Below are 14,135 nucleotides of genomic sequence, written 5' to 3' on the forward strand. Positions count from 1 at the left end.
CCGCGAACAGCGGCCCCTCGGGCCGCCCCGTCACCCGCCCGGCGGCCGCATCCCGGCCCGTCGCGCCCCGACCGCGAGGACCTACCGGATGAGCCTGTTCGCCCAGCACGCCCCCCGCGCACCCCGGACACCGCGCCGTCGCCGCGTCGGCCGCGTGCTCGCCGGCGTCGGGGCCGTGCTCGCGCTCTCCCTCGGCCTCATGCCGTCCCCGTACGTGATCGAGCAGCCGGGACCGGTGTTCGACACCCTCGGCACGAGCGACCACCAGGGCGCCGAGCGGCCGCTCATCTCCATCCCGGACCGCCCCACGTACCCCACCGACGGCCGCCTCGACATGCTCACGGTGAGCGTCGTCGGCAACCCCGAGCAGCGCCCCGACTGGTTCTCCGTCGTCTCCGCGTGGCTCGACCCGAGCCGCAGCGTCGTCCCGCTGGAGGCCGTGTTCCCCGCGAACCAGACCGCCGAGCAGCGCGACGCCCAGAACCAGGTGCAGATGACGAACTCCCAGCAGGACGCCGTCGCCGCCGCCCTCCTGGAGCTCGGCATCGACGTGCCGCGCACCCTCGACGTGCAGAGCGTCCTCGCGGGCTCGGCGGCCGACGGTCCGCTGCGGGTCGGCGACGCGATCCGCACGGTCGACGGCGCCGCCGTGGTCGACCTCGCCGACCTGCAGGCGCGCGTGGCGGCCGCCGGCGCGACGACGCCCCTGTCCTTCGGGATCACGCGCGACGGGCAGGAGAGCACGGTCGAGGTCACGCCCGCCGAGCGGGACGGGCGCCCGGTCATCGGCGTCGTCACCTCCACCGCCTACGAGTTCCCCTTCGCGGTCGACATCCAGCTCGACGACGTGGGCGGGCCGAGCGCCGGCATGATGTTCGCGCTCGGAATCATGGACAAGCTCGAGGAGGGCTCCCTCACCGGCGGCAAGGCCATCGCGGGCACGGGCACCATCGACGCGTCCGGCGACGTCGGCCCCATCGGCGGGATCCGGCAGAAGCTCTTCGGCGCCGAGCGCGCGGGCGCGCAGTACTTCCTCGCGCCGGCCGCCAACTGCGACGACGTCCGCGGGCACGTGCCGGACGGCCTCCGCGTCTTCTCGGTGGGGAAGCTCGACGACTCGCTGGCGGTCCTCCACGCCATCTCCTCCGGCGGCGACCTGGACGCCCTGCCCACCTGCTGACCCGACCCCGACGGTCCGAGGACGGCCCGCACGCGAGGGCCCCCTTACCAGATGAGAGGGCGCCGTCGCTCGCAGGCCGCTGGCAAGAGGCCCGCCTAGGATGAGGACTCCGCTGTCCCCGACTCTGAGGCACACACGTGACAAGCACATCCGCCCGGCCCGCCCGACGGAGCCGAGCCCCTCTCGCCATCACCGCGGCCATCATCGCCGCCCTCGTGATCGCGTTCTTCGTCTTCGCCGGCTTCTACGCCGACGTCCTCTGGTACGACCAGCTGGGCTACCTCGGGGTGCTGCTCACGCAGTGGGGCGCGGGCATCGCGCTGTTCCTCGTCGGGTTCCTCGCCATGGCGATCCCGGTGTTCGTGAGCATCCAGGTCGCGTACCGCTCGCGGCCCGTCTACGCGAAGCTCAACTCGCAGCTCGACCGCTACCAGCAGGTCATCGAGCCGCTGCGCCGTCTGGCCATGTTCGCCATCCCCGCGGTGTTCGGCCTGTTCGCGGGCGTCTCGGCGTCGAGCGGCTGGCAGCGCACGCTGCTGTGGCTGAACCGCACGCCCTCGGGCACCACGGATCCGCAGTTCGGGCTCGATGTGTCGTTCTACCTGTTCGAGCTGCCCTTCTACCAGGCGGTCGTCGGGTTCGCCTCGGCCGTCGTCATCATCTCGATGCTCGGCGTGCTCGCCACGAGCTACCTCTACGGCGCGGTGCGCTTCACCGGCCGGGAGGTGCGCATCTCGAAGAGCTCGCGCATCCAGATCGCGGTCACCGCGGGCGTCTACTTCCTGCTGCAGGGCGTCAGCATCTGGCTCGACCAGTACTCCGCCGTCGTCAACACGGCCAACGGCGGCCTGTTCACCGGCGCCGCGTTCTCGGACGTGAACGCGGTGATCCCGGGCCGCACGATCCTCGCCGGCATCGCCGCCGTCGTCGCGGTGCTGTTCCTCGTCACCGCGGCCATCGGCCGCTGGCGCCTGCCGATCATCGGCACCGCGGGCCTCATCGTGGCCAGCATCCTCATCGGCACGGCCTACCCGGCCGTGGTGCAGCGCTTCCAGGTGGAGCCGAACGAGCGCGCGCTCGAGTCGCAGTACTACCAGCGCAACATCGAGGCCACCCGCCAGGCGTACGGCCTCGCGGACATCGAGGAGATCCCCTACGACGCCACGACGGACACCACGCCCGGCGCGCTCCGCGAGGACGCCGCGACCACGGCCAACATCCGCATCCTCGACCCCGCGGTGGTGGGTGACGCGTTCAGCCAGCTGCAGCAGTTCCGGCAGTACTACCAGTTCGGGAACAACCTCGACGTCGACCGGTACCAGATCGACGGCCGGGTCCAGGACACGGTCGTCGCGGTGCGCGAGCTGAGCCCGAACAACACCGGCACCTCGTGGGTCAACCAGCACCTCGTGTACACCCACGGCTACTCGCTCGTCGCCGCCTACGGCACGCAGCGCACCTCCGACGGCCAGCCGGTCTTCCTCGAGTCCGGCATCCCCGCCTCGGGCGACCTGGGGAAGTTCGAGCCGCGCGTGTACTTCGGCGAGGACTCGCCCGCCTACTCGATCGTCGGCGGTCCCGCGTCCGGCGACAACGTCGAGCTCGACTACCCGTCGGGCGTCGACGGCGCCGACGAGACCTACACGACGTTCCAGGGCGACGGCGGTCCGAAGGTCGACAACGTCTTCAAGCGCCTCATCTACGCGCTGAAGTTCCAGTCGGAGCAGATCTTCCTGGCCAACCAGATCAACGACCAGTCGCAGATCCTCTACGACCGCGACCCGGCGCAGCGCGTCGGCAAGGTGGCGCCGTACCTCACGGTGGACAAGGACCCGTACCCCAGCGTGGTCGACGGGCGCGTGGTGTGGATCGTCGACGGCTACACGACGAGCGACCAGTACCCGTACTCGCAGAAGAACGACATGAGCCGGCTCATCGCCGACTCGCAGCAGACGCAGCCGCTCGTGCCGACCGACCAGATCAACTACATCCGCAACTCGGTGAAGGCGACGGTCGACGCGTACGACGGCAAGGTCACGCTCTACGCGTGGGACACCGACGACCCGATCCTCAAGACCTGGCAGAAGGTGTTCCCCTCGACCCTCAAGCCGATCTCGGACATCTCCGGCGAGCTCATGAGCCACCTGCGCTTCCCGGCGGACATGTTCAAGGTGCAGCGCGGCGTGCTCGGCAAGTACCACGTCACCGATCCCGGCTCGATCTACTCGAACCAGGATCTCTGGACGACCCCGAACGACCCCACCGCCACCACGGACCCGGGCACGTCGGCGAAGCTCCAGCCGCCGTACTACCTGACCATGCAGATGCCGGGCCAGGACTCGCCGCGGTTCTCGCTGTACTCGACGTTCATCCCGCCGGCCACGCAGGACACCGCGCGGAGCGTGCTCACCGGCTACCTCGGGGTGGACTCCGACGCGGGCAGCACCGCGGGGGAGAAGGCGCCGGACTACGGGAAGCTGCGCCTGCTGACGCTGCCGAACGACGACACCATCCCGGCGCCGACGCAGATCCAGAACAACTTCAACTCGAACACGAACGTGGCGAACCAGCTCAACCTGCTGGAGCGCGGCGGACGGACCTCGGTCGTGCGCGGCAACCTGCTGACCCTCCCGGTCGGCGGCGGCCTGCTGTACGTGCAGCCGGTCTACGTGCGCTCCACGGGTGACACGAGCTACCCGCTGCTCCGCAAGGTCCTCGTGGCTTTCGGCGACAAGATCGCGTTCGAGGACACGCTGGACGCGGCCCTCGACAGCATCTTCGAGGGCGACTCGGGTGCCACGGCGGGAGACGAGGCGGTGGAGGGCACGACGCCCGCCGACCCCGCTGCCGTGGACGGCTCCGGAGGCGGGGCCACCGACGGCGGCACGGGGGCGACCCCGACGCCCGCGCCGAGCGCCTCGCCCGCGGCTCCCGCGCAGGACGTGCAGGCGGCCCTGGCCGCGGCCGGCCAGGCGCTCCAGGAGAGGGAGGCGGCCTACAAGGCCAACGACCTCGTGGGGGCGGCGCAGGCCGACAAGCGCCTGACCGAGGCGCTGAACCGGGCGATCGAGCTGGGTGCCGCCCGGAAGTAGCCCGGACGCTCCACCAGGACGGCCCCGGCGGCCCCGCGATGCGGGTGCTGCCGGGGCCGTCCTCGTCCGGCGCGGCGATCGGGGCCCGTGCGCGGCGTCGAGTGGTCATGAGCACCCGAGAGGTCTGGTAATGTATTCCTCGTAGCGCGGGGTGGAGCAGTTCGGTAGCTCGCTGGGCTCATAACCCAGAGGTCGTAGGTTCAAATCCTGCCCCCGCAACAGAACGAAGGCCCGGTCTCCTCGAGACCGGGCCTTCTGCTTTGCCCGGACTCCTTCCGGTGCCATGGGGCGGACGCCGTCCGCGTGGATCGCCGCTCGGCGGATCCCCCGCTATGGTCTCGTGACGACGCCTCCATCGTGCGCGCCGCGGCGGCCGGCTCCGAGGCCGTGACGAGCGGGGGTCGAACGTGCAGGGACCGGGCACCGCGGTGTTCCTCAACGGCCTGCCGGGCAGCGGCAAGTCCACGCTCGCGCGGCAGCTGGTGGACGCGCGGGCCGGGTGGTTCCTCCTCGACGTCGACGATCTCCGGACCTCCGTCGGCGGTTGGGCGGACGACTTCGCCGGGGCGGGGCGGACCGTGCGCCCCGTCGCGCGGTCGATCGTCCGCACCGTGGTGGCGGGCGGGGGCACGGTCGTGGTCCCGCAGCTCTTCGACGACGCCGACGAGCTGACGGCCTTCGCGGACGAGGCCAGGCGCGCAGGCGGTCGGGCGATCCACGTGCTGCTCGACGTGCCCGAGGACGAGTGCCGACGGAGGCTGGCACGTCGGCGGCGGGTCGCCGGCGAGGGGCGGGGACCGTCGCTTGCCCGGGTGGTGGGCGAGGCGCTGGACCGGGCAGGCGGTGCCGAGCACCTGGAGGTCCTCGCCGAGCGTCTGCGCCATGTCGTCCGCGGACCCCTCGCTGCGTGTCCCGTCGACGGCCGCGACGGTGGTCGTGCGCTGGTGGAGCTCGTGGAGCTCCTGGACCTCATGGCCCGCTGAGGGCGGACGCCCACCTGTCCCGCCGGGGGCGCGGTCAGCGGCGGCGGCCGGGGAGCAGCGCCTGGGCGAGCGGGATGACGGACACCACGAGCAGGACGGTGCCGAGCATCTCGTCGTCGGGGCGCACGAGCACGCCGCCCGCGAGGAGGCCGCCGAACACGAGCGCGGAGATCGCCCGGCGGAGGGTGCGCTCCAGGGCACCCACGCGGCGCTCGAGCGTGGGGTCGCTGATGGGGAGCGCGCCCTCGTCGATGCGGGTGAGCAGCGCGTCGAGACGGCCGGGGAGGCGCGCGATCGTGCCGGCCGTGTCGGTCACGCGCGTGCCGAGGTCGCGCACCACGTTGCCGCGCTCCTCGCGGATGAGGCGCTGCGCGTACGGCTCCACGGAGTCCCAGAGGTTGAACCGGGGATCCAGCGCGCTGCAGACGCCCGACGTGAGCGACATGGCGCGGATGATGAGGAGGAAGTCGTCCGGGAGCTGGAACGGCAGCGTGCGCACGACCTCCTGGAACTCGTCCGCGAACGCGCGGAACTCGCGCGGATCGACCTCGCGCAGCTCCGCGAAGCCGAGCCCGCCGAAGCGCGCGAAGAGGCGGGTCATGGCGAGCTCGAGCTGCGTGGTGTCGGCCGAGGGGAGCAGCACGCCGATGTCGCGGGCCGCATCGACGAGGCCCTTCCCGTCGCGCGAGGCGGCGGCGATGAGCATCTTGCGGAGGCCCCGGCGCGTGCTCGGCGGGACCTCGCCCATCATCCCGAAGTCGATGAAGGTGAGGGTCCAGCCCTGCTCGACCGAGCCGTCCGCGACGGGCGTGACGAAGACGTTGCCCGGGTGCGGATCCGCGTGGAAGAAGCCGTCGGCGAAGAGCTGGTCGAACATGACGGCCGCGAACACCGGGGCGACCTCGACGGGGTCGATGCCGGCGGCCAGGAGCCCGGCGTGGTCGGTGATCTTGATGGCCGTGACGTCCTCGAGGGTCAGCACGCGCCGGGTGCTGCGCTCCCACACGATCTCCGGCACGGCGACGCGGGCGTCGGCGCGGAACATGTCCTGGAACCGCGCGGAGCTGCGGGCCTCGTGCAGGTAGTCGATCTCCTCGAGGCTCGTCTCGGCGAACTCCTCGACGAGGGCGGGCGCGTCGACCCGGTCGGAGACGAGGCGGACGTGCGTGAGCCAGCCGCCGATGCGGCGGAGCGCCGCAAGGTCGATGCGGACGATGTCGTCGATGCCCGGCCGCTGCACCTTGATGACCGCGCCCGTGAGGCCGGTGTCGGCGGAGTCGATGGGGCCGAGGATCGCGCGGTGCGCCTGGCCGAGCGAGGCGGCCGCGACGGGCGTCTCGTCGACCCACGCGAACGCCTCGGAGAGCGGCATGCCGAGCTCCCGCTCCGCGAGCGCCCGGATCTCGGGGAAGGGCACCGCGGGCACCTCGTCCTGCAGGTCCTCGAGCTCGGCGGTGATCTCGGGCGGCAGCACGTCGAGGCGCGACGACATGAACTGCCCCACCTTGATCATGAGGCCGCCGAGCTCGACCGCGAGGACGCGGAAGCGCCGGGCGAACCTCTTCATGCGGCGGGTGCGCGTGCGCTCGGCGATGCGCCGGAGGCCGACGCGGGGGAGGAACAGCTCGTACCACCACGTCACCGCGAGGTTCCAGGCGGCGAAGCGGAGGATGCGGCGGTAGCGGGCGCGCGTCTCCGGGGCGTCGCCCTCGGGAACCGTCCCGGGTGCGGCGCCGGCCGTGGCCGCGGTCACTCCCGGGCGAGGATCGCGTAGAGGCGGCGGCGCACCGCGTCGAGCTCGGAGGCGGCCTCGGCGACCTGCTCCGGCGTGCCCGAGCGCTGCACCTGCGCAGCGGCCTGCGCGAGCGAGAGACCGGCCTTGGGGAGGGCGGAGCGGTCGCGGCGGTCCTGCGCGTCGTGGTCGTGCGCGTCGGGGGAGCCGGCCCACGGCGCGGTGATGCCGTCGCGCGCGACCGTCGAGCGGCCGGCCTCGGTGAGCGCCCAGACCTTGCGTCCGTCGGTCGTGTCGGCGGCGATGAGGCCCTCGTCGGCGAGGAGCTGGAGCGTGGGGTACACGGCACCGGCGTCGGGCGTCCAGGCGCCCGCGGTGCGCTCGGAGATCGCGTGGATGAGGGCGTACCCGTGCATGGGCTCCTCCGCGAGGAGGGCGAGGAGCGCGTGGCGGACGTCGTGCGGGCCGCGGCCGAGCCGGTGGCCGGAGTCGTGGCCGGCCGTGCCGGCATCGCGCTTCTCGAAGCGGGCGCGGAGCGACTCCATGGCCTGCCACACGCCGTCGGCGGCGTCTCCGAATGCGGATCCTGCGGTCGGGGACGATGCGGCCATGACGAGCTCCTAGCTGTGGGACGTGCGCGGTGGTTCCGACGATAGGGCGCGCACCTGGCCGCGGACCCGGGAGGGGCGGGTTCGTCAGGGAGCCGACAGGTCCGCGGCCCCGGGAGGGATGGACGCGGTCAGCCGACGGCCTGGGCGAAGCCGCGCGACGGATCCGCGAGGTGCTCGAGACCGGCCGGCAGCGCCCGGCCCTTCGCGCTCATCGACTGCGCCCACAGCCGACCGGCGCGGTACGAGGAGCGGACGAGCGGGCCGGCGAGCACGCCGAGGAACCCGATCGCCTCGGCCTCCGCCTTGATCTCCACGAACTCCTCCGGCCGCACCCAGCGCGCGACCGGCAGGTGCCGGGAGCTCGGCCGCAGGTACTGCGTGACGGTGATGATGTCGCAGCCCACGTCGTGCAGGTCGGCCAGCGCCTCCGACACCTCCTCGCGGGTCTCGCCCATGCCGAGGATGAGGTTCGACTTGGTGATCAGCCCGGCGTCGCGCCCCTGCGTGATCACGTCGAGCGAGCGTTCGTACCGGAACGCCGGGCGGATGCGCTTGAAGATGCGCGGCACCGTCTCGACGTTGTGCGCGAAGACCTCCGGCCGGGAGGAGAACACCTCGGCGAGCAGGTCGGGGTCGCCGGAGAAGTCGGTCGCGAGGATCTCGACGCCCGTGCCGGGGTTGTCGGCGTGGATCCGGCGCACGGTCTCGGCGTGCAGCCACGCGCCCTCGTCGGGCAGGTCGTCGCGGGCGACGCCCGTGACGGTCGCGTAGCGGAGGCCCATGCGCTTCACGGAGTCGGCGACGCGGCGCGGCTCGTCGGTGTCGTAGTCGGCGGGCTTGCCGGTGTCGATCTGGCAGAAGTCGCAGCGGCGCGTGCACTGGGAGCCGCCGATGAGGAACGTGGCCTCCCTGTCCTCCCAGCACTCGTAGATGTTCGGGCAGGCCGCCTCCTGGCAGACGGTGTGCAGGTCCTCCGTCTTCACGAGCTGCTGGAGCGCCTGGTACTCGGGGCCCATGCGGGCCGTCGTCTTGATCCACTCGGGCTTCCGCTCGATGGGCGTCTCCGCGTTCCGCACCTCGAGGCGGAGCATGCGGCGACCGTCGGGGGCGGCGGCGGTCATGCGCGGGCCCCGGCGACGGGGGAGAGGGGAGCGGTGGGGGTCATGGCGGATCCGTTCGGGGCGAGGGCGCGCATCAGGTGCGGGCGGAGGAGGGGGACGACGGCGGCCGGCGTGACCGTGCGGCCGAGGATGCGGCTGATCGTGGTGACGCCGGCGTCGCGGATGCCGCAGGGGACGATCCGGTCGTAGGCGTCGAGGGAGTTGCTGCAGTTGAGGGCGAAGCCGTGCAAGGTGACGCGCTCGGCGACGCGGACGCCGATGGCGGCGACCTTCTCGTCGCGCGGCGTGCCGTCGGGTGCGGCGCCGCGGACCCAGACGCCGGAGCGGCCGTCGACCCGGCGGGCGTCGACACCGAGTTCGGCGAGGAGGCCGAGCAGCGCGTCCTCGAGGCGGCGCACGTGGGCCACGACGTCGAGGGGCTCCGGCAGGCGCACGATCGGGTAGCCGACCAGCTGGCCCGGGCCGTGCCAGGTGATGCGGCCGCCGCGGTCGACGTCGACGACGGGCGTGCCGTCGCGCGGCCTGTCCGTCGGCTCCGTGCGCCTCCCCGCGGTGTAGACCGAGGGGTGCTCGAGGAGGATGACGGTGTCCTGCGCCCGGCCCGCGACGACGTCGGCATGCAGGGCACGCTGACGCTCGAGGGCCTCGATGTACGGCACGGAGTTGGCGCTTAGCCCCGTGACGACGATGTCGACCACGGGGTCAGCATAGGTGCGCGGCTCCCGCGAGGCGAGGGACCGCGCGGACCGGTCGCGTTGCGGGGGAGGCCCGCGGGGCGGAGGATCGACACCGATGACCGACACCGCCGCACCCGCCGTCCCCGACCGTCCCGCCCGCGCTCCGCGGTCGCCGCACGTGCTGGAGGTGATGCGCACGGAGCGGCTCGCACCGCACCTCGTGCGCGTGCACCTCGGCGGGGAGGGGACGCGCACGCTGCTGGCGGAGGCCGTGCCCGAGCGGCTGGCCGCGACCGACGCCTACATGAAGCTGATGCTGCCGCAGCCCGGATCCGGCGTCACGCCGCCGTTCGACCTGCCCGCCCTCCGCGCGAGCCTGCCGCCCGAGGCGCTCCCGGCGGTGCGGACCTACACGCTGCGGCACGCGGATGCGGCGGCGGGCACCTGCGCGATCGACTTCGTCGTGCACGGCGACGAGGGGCTCGCGGGACCGTGGGCGGCGTCCGCGCAGCCCGGCGACCTGATCGCGGCGAGCGGCCCCGGAGGCATGTTCCGACCGAGCGCGGACGCGGACGTGACGCGCGTGCTCCTCGGCGACGACTCCGCCGTGCCCGCGATCGCCGCGGCGCTCGCCGCCATGCCCGCCCATGCGCACGGTGTCGCGCTGATCGAGGTCGACGGCGTCGCGGACGAGCTCCCGCTCGAGCGTCCCGCGGGCGTGGAGGTGCGCTGGATCCACCGCTCGCGACAGCCCGACGCGCTGCCCGGCGCGCCCCTCGTCGCCGCGGCGCGCGCCCTCGACCGGCCCGACGGCGAGGTCGAGGTCTTCGCGCACGGGGAGCGCGGCGCGATGAAGGAGCTGCGCGCGCTCCTCCAGGACGGCTGGGGCCTCGACCGCCGCGCCCTCTCGCTCTCCGCGTACTGGGCGCTGGGCCGCGCGGAGGACCGCTTCCAGGCCGAGAAGAGGGAGCCGGTGGGGGCGATCTTCGCGGACTGACGGCATCCCGGGTCGGCGCGTCCGACCGGCTCGGATGTGGTCTGATCCCGCGGGACATGCTCCGGTCGTGATCCCATAGGCATGGTCCCGGAGGCGAGGGCCGACTCCACGGGGTGAGGATCGGGACGATGCGGGAGACCTCGGACGCACGGGTCGGAGCGGCGGCGGGAGCGTGCCGTTCCGGGAAGGCGCGCCACTCCGCGGGTGGTGGGCCGAGGCATCTCCACGACCACCTGTCGACGGGGAAGCGTGTCATGAGGGGACGGCGGTGACGACGAGCCGGGACGGTGGGGATGATCTGGAGGACCTGGTCCGCAGCCTGCGCCCCACCCTCAGCCCGGACGTCGATGAGTGGATCGAGGATCCGGTGACATGGGTCCTCCGCGATGACGCGCACCGGCAATCGCTCTGCATCGTGGCCGTGACGGACGGCGAGTTCGACGTCACCGTCGGCGAGGGGGTGCACACGGCCCGGGGCCTCACGCGGTCCGAGCTCGAGCCCCTGGTGTCGCTCCTGGGGGTGGAGATGCTCTTCACCGCTCGGAGCGCCGCGCCGTGGAGGTGGCAGTATCTGAGTCTCGGCGACGGCACCCCGGTCCTGGCGAGGGAGGCTGCAGCGCTCGGCCCTGGCCGCACGACCAGCCCCGTCGCGGTGCCGAGTACGGCGGATCACATCGCCGCTCTCCGTCCGAGTTCGCGCCGCTCGTGCGCCGCTCGGTGACGGAGTCCACCGAGCACGATCGCTGGCGCCTGCATGGTCGCCGACACGGTGAGGACCTGTCGATCGGCTACGGGGGCGGCTCGACGATCGAGATCGAATTGGGCGATTCCTCCACGGAGCTGGTCGACTTCCCGAAGAGGCATCTGCCGGGCATCCTCGAGCGCTTCGACGGGTCCGAGTCGTCGTGGATGCGGTCCTCGCTGATGGGGATCCCGGTCTCGGTGGGCGTGGTCTTCGCCGACGGACATCGCGTGCCGTGGGACCGATTCCACAGGGTCCTGTCGCGCATGGCGCGAGAAGAGCGCATCGACGGATCCGTCTGACCCACGGCCGGCGACCAGAGCGGGGTCGTGCGCCGGGTCGCGGATCCGGCATGCTGGGCAGGCGCGCGAGCTGGCACGACCGGTCGCACGCGTCCTCGTCCCCCCACCCCGGAGACCGCCATGAGCGCAGCCGCATCCCGCCCGAACGACCATCCCGCCGACGCGGGCGGCGTGGGGGAGGTGGCTCCGGACGAGAGCCTCATCACCGTCCCGGACACCGTCGCCGGGATCCCGCACTCCGTGATCGAGGACGTGCTCGGGATCCTCACCGGCACGTTCGTCGCGTCGTTCGGGCTGTTCCTGCTGCGCGACAGCGGTGCCGTCACGGGCGGCACCGCCGGGCTCGCGCTGCTGCTGAGCTACACGGGCGTGCTGCCGTTCGGCGTGCTGTTCTTCGTCGTGAACGCGCCGTTCTTCGCGCTCGCCGTGTGGAAGAAGGGCTGGCGGTTCACGATCCGCACGGTGATCTCGGTCGGTCTCGTGTCGCTGTTCTCGACGTTGCACCCGGCGATGGTGACGAGCCTCGACCTGCAGCCCGTCTACGGCGTGCTCGCGGGGAACCTGCTCGTGGGGATCGGGCTGCTGGTGGTGTTCCGCCACGGATCCAGCCTCGGCGGGTTCAACATCGTGGCGCTCGTGGTGCAGGAGCGGCTCGGCTTCCGGGCCGGGTACGCGCAGATGATCCTCGACGTCATCGTGATCCTGCTGGGCCTCACGGTCGTGGAGCTCGAGAGCGTGGTCTGGTCGGCGGTCGGCGCGGTGCTGCTCAACCTCGTGCTCGCGCTCAACCACCGGCCGGGGCGCTACACCGGGGTCTGAGCGGGATCAGCCGGCGGGCGGGGCCGCGTCCGGACGCGCGTGCGCGTCGTGCGCGTCGTCCGCGTCGTCCGCGGGGTGGCGCAGGTAGCCGCGGCGGCGCAGGCCGACCTCGAGCGGCAGCGTCGCGAGGGGCGGGATCGCCGCGACGCCCGCGAGGAGCGCGGCCTTCCAGCCCCAGCGGAGCCGGATCGCGGCCACGGCCGTGACGATGACGTAGAGCACGAACGCGGCGCCGTGCAGGCGGCCGAACACGAAGACGCCGAGCTCGGTGGTCTCCGTGACGTACTTGAGGAACATGCCCACGAGCAGGCCCGTCCAGGTCACGGCCTCCACGATCGCGACCACGGCGAAGAGGCGGCCGAGGCGCGACGGCCGGTCGGAGCGGTCGCGCGTGCCGCGGAGGAGGCGGGCGACGGCGCCGGATCCGGCGGGGGAGGACGCGGACCCCGGACGCCCGTCGGCGTCGGCGTCGGGGCGGGCGGCGTCGGCGTGCGGCGTGTGCGTCATGGGGCCTTCCGGGGCGGGGCGGCGGATCCGGTGCGGATCCCCTCGGAGCGGAGCGGGTCGTCACCAGGGTACGGATGCCCTCCGGGCGGATGCTGGGGACGCCGTCCGCCCGCGCGCCGCGACCCGCGGCGGATGGCAGGATCGAGGGGCCGGATCAGCCGGCTCCCGTTACCCGCCCGAGCCCCGGAGGCCCCATGCCCGACCGCGCCCCGCACGTCGTGTTCGTCTGCGCCCGCAACGGCGGCAAGTCCCAGCTCGCCGCGGCGCTCATGCGGCACGACGGCGACGGCGCGGTGCACGTGTCGTCCGCCGGCACGGATCCCGGGACCGACCTCAACGCGCTCGCCGTGGAGTCGCTCGCCGAGCTCGGCATCGACGTGGGCGACGAACGCCCCAAGCCGCTCACGGACGACATGGTGCGCGCGGCCGACCTCGTGGTCGTGCTCGGCGCCGAGGCGCACGTGGACGGCGACCGGGGGGTCGCGGTGGAGACGTGGATCACGGACGAGCCGTCCGAGCGCGGCATCGACGGGATGGAGCGGATGCGGCTCGTGCGCGACGACATCCGCGCGCGCGTCACGGAGCTCCGCGGCCGGCTGGGCGGCGCGGCCTAGGGGCTCAGCGCGTCGGGGCCCGGCCGCGGTCGTCGTCGGCGCGCCCCGACGGGCGCTCGGCCCGGTCGGCCCGGTCGGCCCGCTCCGCCCGCGGCCGCGCGACGAGCGCGTCGACGTGCCGCTCCAGCAGGCGGAGCGCGCGGGCGTGCTGTGCGGGATCCGGCTCGTGCACGAGGAGCTGGAGCGCGAGCCCCGCGACGAGCGCCTGCAGGTGGTCGGCCTCGTCGTCCGGATCCGCGTCCGGCCGCAGCAGGCCGGCGGCCCGCAGCTGCGCGAGCTGGGTGAGGCAGGTCTCGCGCGCGGCGGCGTGGGCGGCCCGGCGCACCTCGCGGAGCCGGGGGTGCGACGCCGCGTCGGCGTGCAGCGCGGCTGTGACCTCGGCCTCCGCGCGGCGCTCGTCGTCGAGCGGGAGCCGCTCGGCGAGGACCTGGACCGTGCGGCGGCGGACGTCCGGCTCGGTGCGGCGGCGCGCGGTGCGGGCGGCGACCCGGCGGCCGACGAGCGCGGTCGCGTGCGCCATCAGCTCGATCCGCGTGGGGAACGAGTGCCGCAGGGACCCGGTGCTGAGGCCCGCCTCGGCGGCGACCGTGCGCACGGAGACGCCGCTCGCGCCGTGCCGGCGGATGACGCGCCAGACGGCCTCGGCGAGCTCGTCCTCGCGACGCGCGCGGTCGATCAGGCGGGGCATGGCGTCACGGTAGCACCGGCATCCCGGCTGTCCGCGGGCGGCCCGGCGAACGCGCCGCGAACGGTAGCGT

14 protein-coding genes and 1 tRNA gene are annotated in these 14,135 nt (G+C 73.5%); 9 read left to right on the forward strand and 6 right to left on the reverse strand.

The features are described from left to right. The first annotated feature begins 88 nt into the window (after positions 1-88). The 4 genes from PED38_RS01760 (at position 89) to PED38_RS01775 (ending at position 5,255) form a co-directional block, all read left to right on the forward strand. Complete coding sequence (locus tag PED38_RS01760) at positions 89-1,180, forward strand: YlbL family protein (protein ID WP_063072931.1); 1,092 nt, start codon at positions 89-91, stop codon at positions 1,178-1,180. Between the two features lie 137 nt (positions 1,181-1,317). Continuing rightward, positions 1,318-4,272, forward strand: coding sequence for a UPF0182 family membrane protein (locus PED38_RS01765; protein ID WP_175345540.1), 2,955 nt, complete (start codon positions 1,318-1,320; stop codon positions 4,270-4,272). Between the two features lie 145 nt (positions 4,273-4,417). After that, positions 4,418-4,491: transfer RNA gene (locus PED38_RS01770), tRNA-Met, on the forward strand. A gap of 188 nt (positions 4,492-4,679) precedes the next feature. Then, positions 4,680-5,255 carry an AAA family ATPase gene (locus PED38_RS01775; RefSeq protein WP_063072932.1) on the forward strand — a complete coding sequence of 192 codons (576 nt, stop codon included), beginning with the start codon at positions 4,680-4,682 and terminating at the stop codon, positions 5,253-5,255. Positions 5,256-5,289: 34 nt separating this feature from the next. Here the strand turns inward: PED38_RS01775 and PED38_RS01780 are convergent, their stop codons facing one another. The 4 genes from PED38_RS01780 to lipB form a co-directional block, all read right to left on the reverse strand. Beyond that, positions 5,290-7,008 (reverse strand): ABC1 kinase family protein, encoded by a 1,719-nt coding sequence (locus PED38_RS01780; protein ID WP_270979333.1) that lies wholly within the window; start codon positions 7,006-7,008, stop codon positions 5,290-5,292. Continuing rightward, positions 7,005-7,598 carry a PadR family transcriptional regulator gene (locus tag PED38_RS01785; protein WP_270979334.1) on the reverse strand — a complete coding sequence of 198 codons (594 nt, stop codon included), beginning with the start codon at positions 7,596-7,598 and terminating at the stop codon, positions 7,005-7,007. Before PED38_RS01785 ends, PED38_RS01780 begins: the two co-directional genes overlap by 4 nt. A 128-nt stretch (positions 7,599-7,726) precedes the next feature. Further along, positions 7,727-8,719: a lipoyl synthase gene (lipA, locus tag PED38_RS01790; RefSeq protein WP_270979335.1), complete on the reverse strand. Its 993-nt coding sequence runs from the start codon at positions 8,717-8,719 to the stop codon at positions 7,727-7,729. After that, positions 8,716-9,417 carry a lipoyl(octanoyl) transferase LipB gene (gene lipB / locus PED38_RS01795; RefSeq protein ID WP_270979336.1) on the reverse strand — a complete coding sequence of 234 codons (702 nt, stop codon included), beginning with the start codon at positions 9,415-9,417 and terminating at the stop codon, positions 8,716-8,718. The genes lipA and lipB overlap by 4 nt, the downstream gene beginning before the upstream one ends. A gap of 94 nt (positions 9,418-9,511) precedes the next feature. On the opposite strand from lipB, the gene PED38_RS01800 reads away from it, so the two are divergent. The 4 genes from PED38_RS01800 (at position 9,512) to PED38_RS01815 (ending at position 12,256) form a co-directional block, all read left to right on the forward strand. Next, on the forward strand, positions 9,512-10,393 hold the full coding sequence (locus PED38_RS01800) for a siderophore-interacting protein (RefSeq protein ID WP_270979337.1): 882 nt from the start codon (positions 9,512-9,514) through the stop codon (positions 10,391-10,393). A 268-nt stretch (positions 10,394-10,661) separates the two neighbouring features. Next, positions 10,662-11,114, forward strand: coding sequence for a hypothetical protein (locus PED38_RS01805; RefSeq protein ID WP_270979338.1), 453 nt, complete (start codon positions 10,662-10,664; stop codon positions 11,112-11,114). 98 nt (positions 11,115-11,212) lie between these two features. After that, positions 11,213-11,437: a hypothetical protein gene (locus tag PED38_RS01810; RefSeq protein WP_270979340.1), complete on the forward strand. Its 225-nt coding sequence runs from the start codon at positions 11,213-11,215 to the stop codon at positions 11,435-11,437. A gap of 120 nt (positions 11,438-11,557) precedes the next feature. After that, on the forward strand, positions 11,558-12,256 hold the full coding sequence (locus PED38_RS01815; RefSeq protein WP_270979342.1) for a YitT family protein: 699 nt from the start codon (positions 11,558-11,560) through the stop codon (positions 12,254-12,256). 6 nt (positions 12,257-12,262) lie between these two features. Here PED38_RS01815 and PED38_RS01820 read toward each other — a convergent pair whose 3' ends face one another. Next, positions 12,263-12,763, reverse strand: a complete 501-nt coding sequence (locus PED38_RS01820) for a DUF3817 domain-containing protein (protein ID WP_270979344.1) — start codon at positions 12,761-12,763, stop codon at positions 12,263-12,265. A gap of 194 nt (positions 12,764-12,957) precedes the next feature. Between PED38_RS01820 and PED38_RS01825 the strand changes: the two genes are divergently transcribed. Further along, positions 12,958-13,377, forward strand: coding sequence for an arsenate-mycothiol transferase ArsC (locus tag PED38_RS01825; protein WP_063072939.1), 420 nt, complete (start codon positions 12,958-12,960; stop codon positions 13,375-13,377). 4 nt (positions 13,378-13,381) lie between these two features. Here the strand turns inward: PED38_RS01825 and PED38_RS01830 are convergent, their stop codons facing one another. Beyond that, a complete protein-coding gene (locus tag PED38_RS01830) occupies positions 13,382-14,065 on the reverse strand; it encodes a TetR/AcrR family transcriptional regulator (protein ID WP_270979345.1) in 684 nt (227 codons plus the stop codon). Positions 14,066-14,135 lie beyond the last annotated feature (70 nt).

It is taken from the genome of Clavibacter sp. CT19, from assembly GCF_027858075.1.
Classification (GTDB): Bacteria; Actinomycetota; Actinomycetes; order Actinomycetales; family Microbacteriaceae; genus Clavibacter; species Clavibacter tessellarius_A.